The sequence below is a fragment of the Streptomyces sp. SYSU D01066-1 genome (assembly GCF_054956795.1).
Map to the genome: position 1 here is coordinate 67,272 of NZ_JBUDHV010000012.1, position 16,263 is coordinate 83,534.

At 74.0% G+C, this 16,263-nt stretch carries 15 protein-coding genes; 8 read left to right on the top strand and 7 right to left on the bottom strand.

Annotation, left to right across the window (positions count from 1 at the left end; all coding sequences use genetic code 11):
- Positions 1-9: 9 nt before the first annotated feature.
- Positions 10-2,091 carry an MDR family MFS transporter gene (locus tag ACY1JF_RS14500; RefSeq protein ID WP_462705514.1) on the top strand — a complete coding sequence of 694 codons (2,082 nt, stop codon included), beginning with the start codon at positions 10-12 and terminating at the stop codon, positions 2,089-2,091.
- A gap of 9 nt (positions 2,092-2,100) precedes the next feature.
- On the opposite strand, the gene ACY1JF_RS14505 is transcribed toward ACY1JF_RS14500, so the two are convergent.
- Together ACY1JF_RS14505 and ACY1JF_RS14510 are read right to left on the bottom strand one after the other, a co-directional pair.
- Entirely contained in the window at positions 2,101-2,877 is a 777-nt protein-coding gene (locus tag ACY1JF_RS14505; protein ID WP_462705515.1) for a sulfite exporter TauE/SafE family protein, read from the bottom strand.
- Between the two features lie 72 nt (positions 2,878-2,949).
- Positions 2,950-4,464: a long-chain-fatty-acid--CoA ligase gene (locus ACY1JF_RS14510; RefSeq protein ID WP_462705516.1), complete on the bottom strand. Its 1,515-nt coding sequence runs from the start codon at positions 4,462-4,464 to the stop codon at positions 2,950-2,952.
- Positions 4,465-4,809: 345 nt separating this feature from the next.
- Between ACY1JF_RS14510 and ACY1JF_RS14515 the strand changes: the two genes are divergently transcribed.
- The 5 genes from ACY1JF_RS14515 (at position 4,810) to ACY1JF_RS14535 (ending at position 7,922) form a co-directional block, all read left to right on the top strand.
- The gene (locus ACY1JF_RS14515) at positions 4,810-5,619 is read left to right on the top strand and encodes an alpha/beta hydrolase (protein ID WP_462705517.1); all 810 of its coding nucleotides are present in this window, start codon (positions 4,810-4,812) and stop codon (positions 5,617-5,619) included.
- A 178-nt stretch (positions 5,620-5,797) separates the two neighbouring features.
- The gene (locus ACY1JF_RS14520; protein WP_462705518.1) at positions 5,798-6,280 is read left to right on the top strand and encodes a Dps family protein; all 483 of its coding nucleotides are present in this window, start codon (positions 5,798-5,800) and stop codon (positions 6,278-6,280) included.
- 55 nt (positions 6,281-6,335) lie between these two features.
- Complete coding sequence (locus ACY1JF_RS14525) at positions 6,336-6,668, top strand: DUF3140 domain-containing protein (protein WP_462705519.1); 333 nt, start codon at positions 6,336-6,338, stop codon at positions 6,666-6,668.
- A 2-nt stretch (positions 6,669-6,670) separates the two neighbouring features.
- Positions 6,671-7,345: an HhH-GDP family DNA glycosylase gene (locus ACY1JF_RS14530; RefSeq protein ID WP_462705520.1), complete on the top strand. Its 675-nt coding sequence runs from the start codon at positions 6,671-6,673 to the stop codon at positions 7,343-7,345.
- A 49-nt stretch (positions 7,346-7,394) separates the two neighbouring features.
- The gene (locus ACY1JF_RS14535) at positions 7,395-7,922 is read left to right on the top strand and encodes an NUDIX hydrolase family protein (protein ID WP_462705602.1); all 528 of its coding nucleotides are present in this window, start codon (positions 7,395-7,397) and stop codon (positions 7,920-7,922) included.
- Positions 7,923-7,925: 3 nt separating this feature from the next.
- On the opposite strand, the gene ACY1JF_RS14540 is transcribed toward ACY1JF_RS14535, so the two are convergent.
- Entirely contained in the window at positions 7,926-9,197 is a 1,272-nt protein-coding gene (locus ACY1JF_RS14540; protein WP_462705521.1) for a multidrug effflux MFS transporter, read from the bottom strand.
- A 67-nt stretch (positions 9,198-9,264) separates the two neighbouring features.
- On the opposite strand from ACY1JF_RS14540, the gene ACY1JF_RS14545 reads away from it, so the two are divergent.
- Together ACY1JF_RS14545 and ACY1JF_RS14550 are read left to right on the top strand one after the other, a co-directional pair.
- Entirely contained in the window at positions 9,265-9,765 is a 501-nt protein-coding gene (locus tag ACY1JF_RS14545; RefSeq protein WP_462705522.1) for a MarR family winged helix-turn-helix transcriptional regulator, read from the top strand.
- Positions 9,762-10,046 carry a hypothetical protein gene (locus ACY1JF_RS14550; RefSeq protein WP_462705523.1) on the top strand — a complete coding sequence of 95 codons (285 nt, stop codon included), beginning with the start codon at positions 9,762-9,764 and terminating at the stop codon, positions 10,044-10,046. The genes ACY1JF_RS14545 and ACY1JF_RS14550 overlap by 4 nt, the downstream gene beginning before the upstream one ends.
- 379 nt (positions 10,047-10,425) lie before the next feature.
- Here the strand turns inward: ACY1JF_RS14550 and ACY1JF_RS14555 are convergent, their stop codons facing one another.
- The 4 genes from ACY1JF_RS14555 to ACY1JF_RS14570 all read right to left on the bottom strand — a co-directional run bounded on the left by ACY1JF_RS14555 (position 10,426) and on the right by ACY1JF_RS14570 (position 16,253).
- On the bottom strand, positions 10,426-11,823 hold the full coding sequence (locus ACY1JF_RS14555) for a salicylate synthase (protein ID WP_462705524.1): 1,398 nt from the start codon (positions 11,821-11,823) through the stop codon (positions 10,426-10,428).
- 64 nt (positions 11,824-11,887) lie between these two features.
- Positions 11,888-13,645 carry an ABC transporter ATP-binding protein gene (locus tag ACY1JF_RS14560; protein ID WP_462705525.1) on the bottom strand — a complete coding sequence of 586 codons (1,758 nt, stop codon included), beginning with the start codon at positions 13,643-13,645 and terminating at the stop codon, positions 11,888-11,890.
- Positions 13,642-15,528, bottom strand: coding sequence for an ABC transporter ATP-binding protein (locus ACY1JF_RS14565; RefSeq protein WP_462705526.1), 1,887 nt, complete (start codon positions 15,526-15,528; stop codon positions 13,642-13,644). Before ACY1JF_RS14565 ends, ACY1JF_RS14560 begins: the two co-directional genes overlap by 4 nt.
- Positions 15,525-16,253, bottom strand: coding sequence for a class I SAM-dependent methyltransferase (locus tag ACY1JF_RS14570; RefSeq protein WP_462705527.1), 729 nt, complete (start codon positions 16,251-16,253; stop codon positions 15,525-15,527). The genes ACY1JF_RS14565 and ACY1JF_RS14570 overlap by 4 nt, the downstream gene beginning before the upstream one ends.
- Between the last annotated feature and the right edge of the window lie 10 nt (positions 16,254-16,263).

Genomic DNA, 16,263 nt, shown 5'->3' on the forward strand with positions numbered 1-16,263 from the left:
CGTGGCCGTGTGACCGTCGCCGAGGAGAGCCCGCGGACCGCCGCCGCCCAGCCGCCGGTACTGGACCGGCGGCGGCGCGACGTCGTGTTCGTCACGATCGTGCTGGGCATGCTGCTCGCGGCCCTGGACCAGACGATCGTCGGCACCGCCCTGCCGACGATCGTCTCCGACCTCGGCGGGGCCGAGCACATGTCCTGGGTGGTCACCTCCTACCTGCTCGCCGAGACCGTCGCGACGGTGCTGGTCGGCAAGTTCGGCGACCTGTTCGGACGCAAGGCCGTCTTCCAGGTCTCGGCGATCGTGTTCATCGTGGGTTCGTTCCTGTGCGGGCTGGCCACGAACATGATGCTGCTGATCGTCTGGCGGGCGATGCAGGGAGTGGGCGCGGGCGGGCTGATGGTGACCGCGATGGCGCTGATCGCCGACGTGATCCCGCTGCGCGAGCGCGGCAAGTACCAGGGCGCCATCGGGGCCGTGTTCGGCGTGGCCACGGTCGTCGGGCCGCTGCTCGGCGGGCTGTTCACCGACCACCTGTCCTGGCGGTGGGCGTTCTACGTCAACGTTCCCGTCGCGGCCGTGGTCGTGCTCGCCGCCGCCCGCGCCATCCCGGTGGTGAAGTCGGCGCTCCGGCCGGTCATCGACTACCTGGGCATCGCGCTGGTCGCGATCGGCGCGAGCGCGCTGATCCTGGCCACCAGCTGGGGCGGCAACCAGTACGCCTGGGGCTCACCGGTGATCATCGGGCTGTTCGCGGGCGGGGTGGCCGCGCTCGCGCTGTTCTGCTGGGCGGAGAGCCGGGCGGCCGAGCCGATGCTGCCGCTGCGGCTGTTCGCCAACCCGGTGTTCACGGTCTGCTCGGTCCTCAGCTTCATCGTCGGCTTCGCCATGCTCGGGGCGCTGACGTACCTGCCGAGCTACCTCCAGTACGTCGACGGCGACTCGGCCACGGTCTCGGGGGTGCGGACGCTGCCGATGGTGGCCGGGCTGCTCGCCTTCTCCGTCCTCAGCGGCACCGTGGTCGGCCGGACGGGACGGTACCGGCTGTTCCCGATCACCGGCGCCCTGGTGATGGCGCTCGGTCTGTACCTGATGTCCCTGATGGGCCCGGACACCGGCGCGGCGCTGGAGTCGCTGTACATGTTCGTGCTCGGCGCCGGCCTCGGGCTGTGCATGCAGGTGCTGGTCATCGCCGTGCAGAACACCGTCGAGTACGCCGAGCTGGGCACCGCCACCTCGGGCGTGACCTTCTTCCGTACGCTCGGCTCCTCCTTCGGCACCGCCGTCTTCGGCACGATCTACGCCAACTCCCTCACCTCCGACCTGCGGGACGGGATCGCCTCGGCGGCGGCGACCGGGGCCGCCGATCCGGCCACCATCAGCCGGGCGGCGACCAGCCCGGAGGGCGTGCACCGGCTGCCGTCCGAGGCGGCCGCGCCGATCATCGGTGCCTACGCGGACACCATCCAGACCGTCTTCCTGTGGACGGTGCCGGTCGCGGGCCTCGGCTTCGTGGTCGCGCTGTTCCTCAGACAGGTGCCGCTGCGCGACAGCGCGCGGGCCGGGTCCACCGACATGGGCGAGGGCTTCGCCTCACCCAACGACACCGACTCCCGGCGGGTGCTCGAAGCGTCCGTGGGGAAGATCATCGGCGGTACGCGGCTGGAGACCGCGCGCCGGATCATCGCGGACAGCGACACCCGCCTGGACGTCGCGGGCGCGTGGGCGGTGATGCAGGTCGACCTGTTCACGCGGCTGGTCGGGCACGCCGGTCTCGGTCTGATCGCCGCGCGTCACCGGGTGCCGCCGGAGGTGCTGCTGCCGGTGTTCGACCGGATGGTGGAGGAGGGGTACCTGACCCGGGACGGTTCGCTGCTCTCGCACACCGGGGCGGGCGCCCGTGAGGCCGCGGTGATCGCGCGGGCCTGGACGGCGTGGCTGGAGGACCGGGTGGCGGGGGACATCGGCCGCCCCGGTGACGCGGAGATCCGGGCTGCGGTCGACGCGATCGCCAAGCGGATGCTGGTGGAGGACCTGAGCAGCGGGCTGCCGCAGCGGGCGCGGCGGCCGGCCGGCGCGACCGCCGGGCGTTGACCACCCCTCTCACCTCAGCAGCAGTTGCAGGCCGCCGAGGACCGTCGCCGCGATGACGAGCCGCTCGAAGAGTCTCTGGTCGATCCGGTCCACCGCCCAGGTGCCGAGCAGCGCGCCGGGCACCACGAACACGACGAGTGCGGCGTCGAGCAGCAGCGAGTACCCGTCGATCAGGCCGAGCCCCACGCTGAACGGCAGCTTGGAGACGTTGACGATCAGGAAGAAGAAGGCGGAGGTGCCAAGGAAGCCCAGCTTGCGGAACCCCGCGGAGAGCAGGTACATCGACATCACCGGGCCGCCCGCGTTGGCGACCATGGTGGTGAAGCCGCCCAGCACGCCGTACGAGCGGGCCTTGAGCCGGCCGGTCCGGGTGGCGGTCTCCTCCTGTGGCCGCTCCCGCTCCCCGGCCGTCCGCCGCCGCCACACCGTCACTCCGGCCATCACCAGCAGGATGACGCCGATCGACATCCTCACCGCGCCGTCGCCGGCCCCCCTCAGGAACACGGTGCCGGCGACCACCCCCGCCCCGACCGCCGGGAACAGCCGCCACAGCGTGGGCCAGTGCGCGTGCCGCCGGTAGGTGAGCACGGCCAGCACGTCCCCGGCGATCAGCACCGGCAGCAGGACGCCGGTGGAGGCGCGGGCGGGCAGCAGCGCCGCGAAGATCGCCAGGCTGACCGTGTTGGCCCCGCTCACGGCGGTCTTGGAAAAGCCGACGAGCAGGGCCGCGAGGGCGAGCGCCGCGAACTCCCAGCCGGTGAGGTGCCAGTGCGTCATCATGTCCATTACGGGACTGATGCTATGCGCGTCCGTCCGGTGCCGTGGGGGCCGTCCCGCCGGGCGGTTCCCGGCCGGGCCCTAACCGGCGTCGGCGTACCGCGCCCGCAGTTCCCGCTTGAGCACCTTCATGCTGGGGCCGAGCGGCAGCGCGTCGGCGAACTCCACGCGGCGCGGGTACTTGTGCCGGCCGAGGCGCTCCTTGGACCACTCGGTGATGCCGGCGGCGTCCGGGCCGGCGCCGGGCGCGGGCACGACCACGGCGCACACCTCCTCGCCGTGCAGGTCGTCCGGGAGCCCGATGACGGCGGCCTGCGCGACGCCGGGGTGGCGGACGAGGACCTCCTCGACCTCGCGCGGGTAGACGTTGTAGCCGCCGCGGATGATGACGTCCTTCTTGCGGTCGACGATGCGCAGGAAGCCCTCGTCGTCCTTGGTGCCCAGGTCGCCGGTGCGCAGCCAGCCGTCGACGAGCGCCTCGGCGGTGGCCTCGGGGCGGCCGAGGTAGCCGGAGAAGACGTTGTGGCCGCGGATGACGACCTCGCCGAGTTCACCGGGCGGCAGCAGTTCGATCCGCCCCTCCACCTCGGCGCGGGCGATCTCCACGTCGACGCCCCACAGGGGGTGGCCGATGGTGCCGGGCCGGGCGCCGAACACCGGCTGGTTGACGGCCGCCGCCGGCGAGGTCTCCGACAGTCCGTACCCCTCGTAGATCCTGGCGCCGAACGCCGCCTCGAACCGCTCCAGCACGGCGACCGGCAGCGAGGCGCCGCCCGAGACGCACACCCGCAGGGCGGGGAGCGCCTCGGCCTCGGCCGCCGCGGCGGCCAGGGCGACGAACATGGTGGGCACCCCGTGGAAGGTGTCGACCTTCTCCCGCACCATCAGCTCGATCGCGCGCGCCGCGTCGAAGCGCGGCAGCAGCACGAGGGTGGCCCCGGCCCGCCAGACGGAGTTCATGGAGACGGTCTGCCCGAAGGCGTGGAAGAGCGGCAGCGCGCCGAGCGCGACGTCGTCGGGCCGGATGTCGTTGGCGTCGAAGGCGTTGACGGTGGCGTTCATCACCAGATTGAAGTGGCTGAGCACGGCGCCCTTGGGGACGCCGGTGGTGCCGCTGGTGTAGAAGACGACGGCGGGGTCGTCGGCCTCGCGGGCGACGTACGAGGTGAGCGGCTCGGCACCGGCGGCCAGCTTGGTGAACTCCTCGCCGAGGGTGATGACCCGCACCCCGGCGGCGCGGGCCGCCGCCGCGCCCGTGTCCGCCTGCGCCGGGTGGCACAGCAGCAGGGTGGCGCCGCTGTCGGTGAGGACGTGCTCCACCTCCTGCGCCGACAGCAGCAGGTGGACCGGGACGACCACACCGCCGGCCGCGGCGACGGCGTAGTACGCCTGCGGGAACTCGACGGTGTTGGGCGCCATCAGCGCGACCCGGTCCCCCGGGCGGACGCCGAGTCCCGTCAGCGCCCCGGCGCGGGCGAGGGCCCGCTGCCACACCTCGGCGAAGGTGAGCCGCAGGTCCCCTTCGACCAGGGCCTCCTTGTGCGGGCGGCGCCGGGCGTTCTCGGCGAGGATCGCGGCGACGGAGAGGGTTGCCATGGGGTGTTGCTCCGTTTCCTTGCGGCTCTGCGGGCTCGGGGCGGTGGCGTGCGGGCGGACGGGGTCAGGTCCGTGCGGTGCGGGCGCGGGCGGTGGAGCCGGGGCGTCCGGCGGGCCGGGCGGCACGGGGCCCGGCGGCCGGGGCGCGGCGGGCGGCCGGGAAGGGTACGGGGCGCACGAGGGACTCCTGACCGTCGTCGCTCGGCCGCCCGGTGGCCCCGCCCGCGCCGGCGGGCCGGTCCACGGCGACCGTTAATTAGCACTGCTAGTTTTGGACTATAGACCGCCCGGCCGCTCCCTGGGAAGATCCCTCCCGGACCCTTCACCGACGCAGCCGGAGGACCGATGCCCCAGGCCCGCGAGCACACCCTGACCGGAACCCGGGGACGGATCGCCGTCCACGAGTGGCCCGCCGCGCGTCCCCGGTACGTGGCGCTGCTGGCGCACGGGTACGGCGAGCACCTCGGCCGCTACGGGGAGGTCGCCGGCGTGCTGAGCGCGCACGGCGCGGCCGTGTACGGGCCCGACCACCTCGGGCACGGGAGGTCGGACGGCGAGCGGGTGCTGATCGAGGACTTCGAGGACGTCGTCACCGATGTGCGCGCCGTGGCGGAGCTGGCCCGGGGCGCCCACCCGGGCCTGCCGGCCGTGCTGATCGGGCACTCCATGGGCGGGCTGATCGCCGCCCGCTACGCCCAGCGCCACCCGGAGGACCTCGCCGCGCTGGTGCTGTCCGGTCCGGTGATCGGCGACTGGGAGCTGCCCCGCCGGCTGCTCGCCCTGGACGAGATCCCCGACACTCCGATCAGCCCGGCCGCGCTCTCCCGGGACCCGGCGGTCGGGGCGGCGTACGCGGCGGACCCGCTGGTGTGGCACGGTCCGATGAAGCGGCCGACGGTGGAGGCGTTCGTACGGACGCTGGACGCCGTCGCCGACGGCGGCACCGCCGGCCGGCTCCCGCTGCTGTGGCTGCACGGCGACGACGACCGGCTGGTGCCGCTGTCCGGCAGCCGCCCCGGCGTCGAGCGGCTGTGCGGCGGGGAGCTGACGGAGCGGATCTGTCCGGGCGCCCGGCACGAGGTGTTCCTGGAGACGCACCGCGCCGAGGTGTTCGCGGACCTGACCGCCTTCCTGGATTGCGTGCTCGCCCGCTGAGCCGCCCGGTTGTTTGCGCAGGTACCGCCGGGGCACACGGGTGTCCATGGAGCGGTCGCGCCGCACGGCCCCGCCGGGGAGGGCCTCACACCCCACGTCCCCTTGAGCGGATCCGCGCCCGGATCCGGCGTCCGGCACGCTCCGACCACACCACCGACGCCGCGAGGAGCAGCACCGTATGACTGTCGTGAAGAGCACGATTCCGGAGCCGGCCCGTCAGGTCACCTGGGACGCGCTGCAGAGCACGCTCGTGGATCTTCTCGGGCTCTCCCTGATCGGGAAGCAGGTGCACTGGAACATCGTGGGGCCGCGGTTCCGCTCGATCCACCTCCAGCTCGACGAGGTCGTCTCGACGGCCCGGGAGTACGCGGACACCGTCGCCGAGCGCTCGGCGGCCCTCGGGATGCCGGCCGACGGCCGCCCGGAGACGATCGCGTCCGCGTTCACGCTGCCGTCCCCGAAGGACGGCTGGGTGCGGGACGAGGACGCCGTCGCGCTGATGAGCGAGACGCTGGAGGCGGCGATCGCCCGGCTCCGGGAGCGGATCAAGGCCACCGACGAGCCCGACCCGGTCACCCAGGACCTGCTGATCTCCATCACCGCCGAACTGGAGAAGCAGCGCTGGATGTTCGACGCCGAGAACTGGCCGAAGGAGGACTGACCGGCGCAGCCGCCCGCACCGCACGTACCGCACGCACCACGAAGAGGGGCACCTCATGGCCGACGCCCTGGAACTCGACGCGCTGTGGGAGGACTTCCACCGCGTGGTGAACATGACCTCCGCCGAGCTGTCCGCCTGGCTGCGGGTCAGCGACGCCGACGAGGCGACCGAGCCGCTGCCCGACCAGGCGGGTTCGCCCACCGGGCAGCATGTCCTGGCCATCCTCCAGAAACGCCGCACCGACCTCACCGAGGACGATCTGGGCGTGATGCGGGCGGTGGTGGACACGGTCACCGAGGAGGCGGACGTGGAGAACGAGCCCGCGGCCGAGGACGCCGGGCGACGGCACCGGCTGATGACCCTGGGCCACGACCCGCTCAAGGGGTAGCCGTGGACCGCGACGCGCGCGTCGTACGCGAACTCGTCGGCGCGCACGGGCGGACGTACGCCGAGGAGGCGGGTGTCCGGCTGAAGGACACCCCGCAGCCGCTCTATCACCTGCTGGTGCTGGCCCATCTGCTCAGCGCCCGCATCCGCGGCTCGGTCGCCGTGGCCACCGCCCGCGCCCTGCGCGAGGCGGGGCTGCGGGACCCCCGCCGGATGGCGGAGGCCACCTGGCGGCAACGGGTGGACGCGCTGGGCCGGGGCGGCTACCGGCGCTACGACGAACGCACCGCCACCCAGCTCGGCGAGGAGGCGGAGCTGCTCGGCGACCGCTGGGGCGGGGACCTGCGCCGGCTCCGCGAGGAGGCGGACGGCGACGTAGCGGTGCTGCGCCGGCTGCTCCAGGAGTTCCCCGGGATCGGGCCGACCGGCGCCGACATCTTCCTGCGCGAGGTCCAGCGGGTCTGGCCGGAGGCCGCGCCGTATCTGGACCGCAAGGCGCTGCGGGGCGCGGAACGCCTGGGGCTGCCCGCGGACCCCGGCCGCCTGCTGGCCGCCGCCGGGCGGACGGACCCGGCGGCGCTCGCCGCCGCGCTGGTGCGGGCGTCGGTGGACAAGAAGGTGGCGCAGGACGCCCGCGAGCGGGCCGGCCGGCTCACGCCGGACAAGCTCCCGGCCTGACGTACTCCCCGGCGGCGGGCGCTGAAAGTATGATCAAGCGATGTCTGACATGACCGAAACCACGCCGGGCTGGCTGACGACCGACGAGCTCGAATCGGCGCGCGCCCGTATGCCCATCCTGTACGTCGAGGCCGTGCCCGTGCGGGTCGACGACAGCGGCGAAGTCACCAGCGTCGGCCTGCTGTTGCGCATCGGCCCCGACGGAACGGTCAGCCGGACCCTCGTCTCGGGCCGGGTGCTGCACCACGAGCGGGTCCGCGACGCCCTGCTGCGGCACCTGGAGAAGGACCTCGGCCCGGTGGCGCTGCCCCGGGTCCCGGCCTCGCTCCAGCCGTTCACAGTGGCCGAGTACTTCCCGACCCAGGGCATCACCCCGTACCACGACCCGCGCCAGCACGCGGTCTCCCTCGCCTACGTCGTGCCGGTGACCGGCGACTGCCGGCCCCGGCAGGACGCGCTGGACCTGGTCTGGTTCAGCCCCCAGGAGGCGCTGTCAGCGGCGGTGCAGAGCGAGATGCCCGGCGGTCACGGCGTCCTGCTGAAGCAGGCGCTGGCACACGTGGGCTGCGTGGCCTGACGCTCAGCGGACGCCCCGGCGGCCGCCCTCCGGTCCGCCGCGCCCCTGCCAGGGGCGGGCGAGTCCCACGAGGGCGAGCGCCGCCGCGGCGGCGCTGATCAGCATGATCGTCGCCATCGGCCGTGAGCTGTCCTCCCCGAACAGCCCCACCAGCGGCGAGGCGGCGGCGCCGAAGAGGAACTGGAACCCGCCGAGCAGCGCGGAGGCCGCTCCCGGGGCGTGCCGGGCGAGCGCCTGGGCGGCGCTCATGGTGCCGGGAAAGACCATGCCCATGCCGAAGCAGGTCACGAACAGCGTCGCCCAGGTACCGGCGAGGGTCTCCCCCGCGGTGACGGCCAGCAGCAGCTGCGCCAGCGCGCCGAGCACGACGACGCCGACGCCCGCGGACAGCAGGGTGTCCAGCCGCAGCCGTCCGGCCAGCCTGGCGAAGACGAAGCCGGCGGACAGGATGCCGAGGGCGTTGGTGGCGAAGATGAGGGAGTACAGGGTCGAGGAGACGCCGTGTATCTCCTCGAAGACGAAGCTCGAGCCGCTGATGTAGGAGAACAGCGCGGCCGAGACGCAGGCGAGGACGAGCACGTACCCCATGAAGGGCCGGTCGCCGAGGAGGGCTCCCATGGCGCGGAAGGTGCTGGCGACGCCGCCGCCGTGGCGCCGCTCGGGCGGCAGGGACTCGGGAACGGCCCGCACCACCGCGAGCAGCAGCAGGACGCCTATGACGCCGAGGACGGCGAAGACCGCGCGCCAGGTGGAGGCCGACAGGACGGCCCCGCCCAGTACCGGCGCGGCGACCGGGGCGACGCCCATGATCTGGGAGAGGACCGCGAAGTAGCGGGGCAGGTCGGCGCCGTGGAAGCGGTCGGTGAGGACGGCGCGGGCGAGCACCATGCCCGCCGCCGCGGCCACGCCCTGGAGGAAGCGGGCGGCGGTCAGCAGGGTGATGCCGGGGGCGACGGCGCAGAGCACGGAGAAGACGACGAAGCCGGCGGTTCCGGCGAGGAGCAGCCGGCGGCGTCCGAGGCTGTCGCTGACCGGTCCGATCAGCAACTGCCCGACGACCAGGCCGGCGAGGAACGCCGTCATGGTCAGCTGGACGGCCGAGCTGCTCGCGTCGAGCGCGTCTCCCATGGCGGGGAAACCCGGCACGTACATGTCGATGGCGAGCGGGGCCACGGCGGTCAGCGCGGCCAGGACCGTGACCAGCAGCGCGGGGCGCACGGCGGGGGCGGCCGGCCCGGCGGGCGCGGAGGTTCGTGAAGGGGACGGCGATACCATGAGCACAACGGTAACCAATGGTTCACCGGTAAACATAACTCTGTCCTGCCCAGTGAGAGGCGGCCGCATGTTCCCCTCCCCCGCCGAGACCCGGGCCCGGTGGACGGCGCGGCTCCCGGGAGTCGACACCTCGCCGATGGAGGTCGTGGCCGCGCTCAAGCACGCGGTCGGGCTGCTCGACCAGGCCCTCGACCCGCTCTACGAGGGTGTCTGTCTCACCCCGGCCGAGATCGGCACCCTGGTGCCGCTGCGGCACGCCACCGGGCCGGTCATCGCCCGCCGGCTCGCCGAACGCCTGGGCCTGTCACCGGCGGGGGTCAGCAAGACGCTGGCCAGACTGGAGAAGCGCGGACTGATCGCGCGTACGCCGAACCCGGCCGACCGGCGTTCGGTGCTGGTGACCATCACCGAGGAGGGCGCCCGGACCGTGGACGACCTCTTCCCCCGGCAACTGGCCGTCGAGGGGCGGCTGCTGGCAGGGCTCGGGGAGGACCGGGAGCGGGTCCTCGAAGCGCTGCGGCGGCTGGTGGAGGTCATGGAGGGCAACAGCCGCCGGGACCTGCGGTGACCCGGGGCACGGATCTGACCCTGGCGCAGGACCCCGTTTCGTCGAACACGCTCGCGGGGGTCGAGCTTCCCGCCCGCGACGTGGCGGCACGCATGCTGGCGTTCGACCGGATCGTCGTGGTCCGCGACCCGGCGGGCGCGCACGCGCCGGCCGGCCCACAGGAGGAAGCGAGGACGAACACCCTGCGGCGCCGCGTCCGCGCGCACGGGACGACCCGTGTCAACGGGGCGCGGATCACCGTCTGCGTCCGGGCACCGCGCCCCGGAGCCCACGGCCCCTGACCCGCCGGTCGCCCCTCAGAAACGATCTCGCCCGTCCTCAGGGGGGAGAACGGGTGCGCCATGCGCGCTACCGCGCGTCCCGTCCGCCCGCGCGCACCGTGTGGTCCCCGACCGGTTCCCGGAACCCGCTCCATCGCCTCCCCGCCGATTCCTCCGGCGTCTCCGAGCCCGTGCCGGTGGCCGCCGCCCTCGGCGGCCTGGCCCGGCTGGACACGGTGGCCAGGGGCGTGGGCGCCGCCGGCTTCCCGCCCGAACCGGCCGGTGCCGCGCCGGGACCGGGCCGGACCCTCCTTCCGGGAAGGCCCGCCGCGCCCGGCGTTCCGGCGAGACGGGCCCGGTCCCGGCCGCCGAAGGGGCGCCTGGATCACGCGGGCCGCGGTCAGCCCGGGGCGAACCTCAGGTACGGGGCGACGCTGCGGAGCTTCTCGCAGGTCTCCTCGATCTCGCGTTCGGGGCTGGACTGAGCGGTGACTCCCGCGCCCGCGCGCAGCCACGTCTCGTCGCCCTCACCGATGAGGGTGCGCAGGACGAGGGCGGCGTCGAGGGCTCCGCCGGTGCTCCCCCGGAAGACCGCGCCGCCGTACAGACCGCGGGGCCCCTCCTCATGGCGGGCCAGTGCCCGGAGGGCGGAGCGTTTGGAGACGCCGGTGGCGGTGATCGCGGGGAAGAGGGAGGCGAAGGCGTCCCACGGCCCGGCGCCGGACCGCAGCCGGCCGGTCAGCCGGGAGGCGAGGTGCTGCACCGGACCACGCGGCCGGACCGTCATGAACTCCTCCACGGCGACGGAGCCGGGTCCGCACACGGCCGCCATCTCGTCCCAGGCCAGGCGCACGGACACGGCGTGCTCGTGTATCTCCTTGGGATCGGTGAGCAGTTCCGCGCGCAGGCGCTCGTTCTCCGACGTGTCCGTGCCGCGGGCGCGGGTGCCGGCGAGCGGCTGGGTGCTGACCCGGCCGTTCTCCCCGACCTCCAGGACGGTCTCCGGGCTGAACCCGGCCGCCCGGTAGCCGCCGAGATCCAGCAGGTAGGAACGGGCCGGTGTGTTGGCCCGGCGGCCGGCTAGGTAGGTCGCGGGGAAGTCCACGGGCGGTCCGGCGGGCAGCGGGACCTTCCGGGAGACGACGGCCTTCTCCAGGAGCCCGGCGCGGATGTCCTCGACCGTCCGGGACACCGCGCTGCCGTAGGCGGCGGCGCCGGCCGCGATGATCCGTTCGGTGCCCTCCGGAGGCGTCCCGTCGGCCGGGAGCTGTCCGGACGTCGGCTCCGCCAGCAGGTCGGCGACCTTGCGGAGCCACGCCTCGTCCACCGCGCGGACCACGCTCCGGTCGCCGGTGAGGGTCACCTCGACGGACGGGACCAGCGCGTGCAGCAGTGGGCCGTCACCGGTGGCCCCGGGGTCGGCGTGGAGGAGGTGGGCGAGTTCGAAGGCGGCCCAGCCGTAGAAGTGACGCCCGCCGCCGTGCGCCGCGGACAGGGCGCCCAGTGCGTCGGCGAACACCGTCAGTGGCCTGCCGCCGGTGGGAGAGGTCCAGGTGCGCCCCGCCGCCCGCGCGGTGATGGTGGCCGGGTGCGCGGTGAGCTCCACGGCAGCGCCCGCGGCGAAGTACCAGACACCGTCCGCTGCCTCGTAGACCACGTACTGGCCGGCGAGAGCGGCTCGGGCCAGGCGGGTGGCGGCGGCCGCGGGGTCGTGGCAGGGCTCCAGGGTGCTCGAGCGCGCGAGCGGGGGGACGGAACCCGCCCATGAGTCCCAGCTGTTCCTCAGAGCGGTGCTCATCGTGTCGTGCCTTCCCTGTGACGCTGCGGCTGGGTCCGGTGGGTCGCTGGTGCGGGGTGCGGGGTCATGTCCGTGCCGCCTCCAGCCGCCAGCCGTGGGCCCGTGCCCGCCGCTGCCAGAAGGACGCGTAGGTTCCGCCTGCCGCGACCAGGTCGTCGTGCGTGCCCCGCTCGGTGATCCCGCCGTCCTCCAGGACCAGGATCTGGTCCGCGTGCACGACGGTGCCGAGCCGGTGCGCGATGACCAGCAGCGTCCTGCGGCCGGCCAGGGTGCGCACGGCCTCGGCGAACAGCGCCTCGCTCTCCTGGTCGAGCGCGGCGGTGGCCTCGTCGAGGACGAGGATCGGCGCGTCCTTCAGCAGCGCGCGGGCGATGGACACGCGCTGGCGCTGCCCGCCGGACAGCCGGGCGCCGCCCTCCCCCACCCGGGTGTCCCAGCCGTCGGGCAACTCCGCGATCACCCGGTCGAGGCCGGACAGGGCCGCGGCTTCGGCCAGTGCGTCGAAGCCGGCGTCCGGGGCCGCGATCCTGACGTTCTCCTCGATGGTCCCGTCGAAGAGGTAGACGTCCTGGAAGACGAGGGAGACATGGGCGGCCAGGTCGTCGGCGGCGATCTCGCGGACGTCGACGCCGCCGATGCGCACGGTGCCCTTCGTGGCGTCCCGGAAGCGGGCGATCAGCGCGGCGACCGTGCTCTTGCCCGCGCCGGAGGGCCCCACCAGCGCGGTCATGCTGCGCTCGGGCAGGCGGAAGGTCACGTCGTTCAGGACCGGGCGTGCCGCGGCTGCGTGGGCCGTCCCGTCCTCGTAGCTGAAGCCCACCCCGGTGAACTCCACGCTCGCGTCGCGGGGTGTCTTCGGCTGGGCGGGCTGGGGGAACGGCGGTTCGTCGAGGACGGCGCCGACCCGGTCCAGGGTGTTGCGGGCGATGCGCATGCCCGCGCCCGCCTCGGCGGCGGACGACACGCTGTCGATGAGGCGGACCAGCAGGACCAGGAGCGCCAGCAGGGTGGGCGCGGTGAGCGACCCGTCGAGCTGCCAGGACACCCCGAGTGCGAGCAGCAGGGCGAACACGAGCCGGGTGGCGAAGGTGAAGGAGACCAGGCCGGGCAGGCCGCGCGCGATGAGCCGCCGGTCGGCGCGTGCCTCGGCCACCAGGGCCTTCTCCAGCGCTCCGTACCCCTGCGCGGTCCGGCCGAACGCCCGCAGGACCGGCTGGTTGCGGGTGTACTCCAGCACCCGGTCGGCGGACTCGCCGATCGCGGCGTCGCGGCCGAGGTCGAGCCGGCGCATCAGCGACGTGCCGGCCTGCTGGACGGCGAACAGCACGGGCGCGCAGACCAGGAGCACCAGAGCGGTGCGGACGTCGAAGAAGAAGGTGGCGACGACGAGCGTCGCCGGGGTGAGGAGAGAGGTGATGAAGGGGCGCAGCAGGTGGGCCGGTGTGCTCATCACCTGGATGACGTTCTGGCCGGCCAGCCTGCTGAACTCGGCCGTGCGGCCGGCGGTGAACCAGCCGAGCGGCAGCCGCAGCGCCTGGTCGGCCAATCGGCGGTGCAGCACCCGGGAGAGCCGGGAGCCGACGGTGAACCCACCGCTCAGGGCGGCGCCCTGGAGCGCCGCGTAGGCGAGCACGCAGCCGGTGAACGCCGACAGCCAGGGCCAGACGTCGTCGGGGTCCGTGCCGAGCAGGGCCTCGAGGACGGGCACGAGGAGGGCGAAGGCGACGCCCTGGAGAACGGCCGCGCCCGACTGGAGGATCAGCAGCCGGTTCAGTGGACGGGAGCCTTCCGGCCCCAGGACGCGGTAGAGCTGGCGGATCATCGTGCGCTTCCTTCCCGGATGTCGTCCGCCGCGCGGTCGGTCCCCGCGGGGGTGGACCGGTGGTGCGGCGTGCCGTCGCTCCCGAACGGGCCCGTGGCGCCCTGGGCCTCCCACAGCGCGGCGTACCGGCCCCGGGCTGCCAGCAGGTCCTCGTGACGGCCCTGTTCGGTGACGCGTCCGTCCTCCAGGACCACGATCCGGTCGGCACAGCGGATCGTCGGCAGTCGGTGGGCGATGACGAGGAGGGTGCGGCCGGCCGCGAGCGCGGACAGCGCGTCCTGGATCAGCGCCTCGGAGTGCGGGTCGGCGTACGCCGTCGCCTCGTCGAGGACGAGGACGGGGGCGTCGGCGAGCAACGCCCGTGCGATGGACAGGCGTTGTGCCTCCCCGCCGGAAAGGGTGACGGTCCCGCCGAGTTCGGTCGCGTAGCCGTTCGGCAGCTCCGTGATCCGGTCGTGGATGCGGGCGGCGCGGGCGCACCGCTCGACCTCCTCGTCGGTGGCGTCGGGGCGGCCCAGGCGGATGTTGTCGGCGACGCTCGCCCGCAGGAGCCGTACGTCCTGGAGGACGAAGCCGACCCGGCGGTACAGCTCGGTCGCGGGGATGTCGCGCAGGTCGGCGCCGCCGAGAGTCACCGTGCCGGCCGTGACGTCGTGGAAGCGGGGCAGCAGTGACGCCAGGGTGGACTTGCCGGAACCGGACGGTCCCACCAGCGCGGTGACCGTTCCGGGGGCCAGATCGAGGTCGACGCCGCTGAGGACGTCGGTCTGCCCGTCATAGGAGAAGGACACCCCGCGCATCGAGATGTGGTGACCGTCAGGCAGGGCGGGGTCGGCGGGTTCGGGGAGGGTGGGGGCGCGCAGCAGCTCCGTGATGCGCACGGCGGCGGCCTGACCGGCCCGGATCTGCTGGACGCGGGGGCCCACGACGCCCATGGGCGCGGCGACGGCGGGGCCGAGCAGCAGGAAGGGGACGAGTTCGGCGCCGGTCATCCGGCCTTGGGTGACGAGCACCGCGCCCGGCACGGACAGCAGCAGCAGGACCACGGCCGGTGCCACCACCAGGACCGCGGCGGTGGAGCTGGCCAGGGTGGACCGGACCCAGCCGGAGAAGAAGTCGGCGAAGCCCTCGGTGGCGCGGACGAAACGCTCGTGGGCCTTGCGCCCACGCCCGAAGCTCTTGAACACGGCGATGCCGGACGCGAACTCCACGGCTGCGACGGAGATCCGGCCCACCGCGGCACCGAACTCGGCCATCTGTGCCGCCGCGCCCGCCATGGCCCGGCTGAACAGGAACACGCCCAGCAGCAGGGGCACCACGCTGACGAAGGCGAGACGCCAGTCGACCGTGAACAGGTAGGCCAGTGCCAGAACGGGGGCGGTGAGAACCGCGACGACATCGAGCAGCGTGTGGGCGAAGAGCGTGTGCAGCGCGCTCACGTCGTCCTGCACGGCCTGTTTGACCTCGCCGGTGCCCCGGTCGACGAGCCGGCCGAGCGGCAGCCGCCCGATGTGCCGGGCGAGCCGCCGACGGAGGGCGAGCTGGAGGTCGTTGTCGGCGATGTGGGCGAGGGCACCGGCCGCCGTGCCGCACACCAGGGCGGCGAAGCCCGACGAGCAGGCCAGTGCCACCAGCGGCCACAGGGCGTCACCGTCGGCCGGGGTCTGGCCGGTGAGCCGCTCGGCGATGCGGGAGACGGCGATGAAGGGGACCACTCCGGCGAGGGCGGCGACGGTCTGGAGGACCATGGCGGACGCCAGCCGCCCGCGGACCGGCTCGGCGAGCGCGCGCAGCGGGGGCGGGGTGACGCGAGTGCCCGTGCCGCCGGCAGCGGGGTCCGGGGCTGCCGGGGCCGGGCCGGGCTCGGGCGGTTGTGACTTCACTTGACGAGTACTCCGATTTCGGGGATGGGCCTGCCGCCGGCCTCGGTGATGCGGCGGCTGGTCATGCCGGCCTCGCGGGCCAGCCGGGCGACGTCGAAGGTGTGCCAGTCGTAGGTGTCGCAGACCTCGCGCACGGTGCGGCCGTCGCGCAGCACCTTCCAGGTGGTGGTGAACCGCATGGCGTCGCCCCCGGTGGGTTCTCCGCCGATCCACCACTCGTACGTCTGGCGTCCGATGGTCTCCCTGAGAGACATCACGGGAGGGATGACGCGCGGCGAGGACACACCCATCAGTTCGACGACGATGGGCGCGCCGTCCGGAAGGCGGTCCGCGAGCCGCTTCCACAGCGCGACGCGTTCGGGGGCGGTGAGATGACCGGCCACGCCGAAGATGACGACGGCGGAGAGCCGTTCGGGCAGGACGAGGTCCTGGGCGGCCCCGTCGACGACGGTCACGCGCCTGCGCAGGTCCGGGTCGCGGGCGACCCGGGAGGTGAGCATGGCGCGCATGGTGGCCGACGGCTCGGCCGCGAGGATCTCCGCCCCGGGCAGCGCGGAGGCGATGACCTCCGTCACGCGCCCGGTGCCCGCGCCGATTTCCAGGACGGGGCCGTGGGACACGTCCAGGCCCATGAGGACGCGGGTCAGCGGCGGGCCGCTGCTGGCGGTGTGCCGGGTGGCGACCAGCTCGTAGAACTCGGCCGAGGTCGAGTAGTAGTCGATCACGACGTTCTCC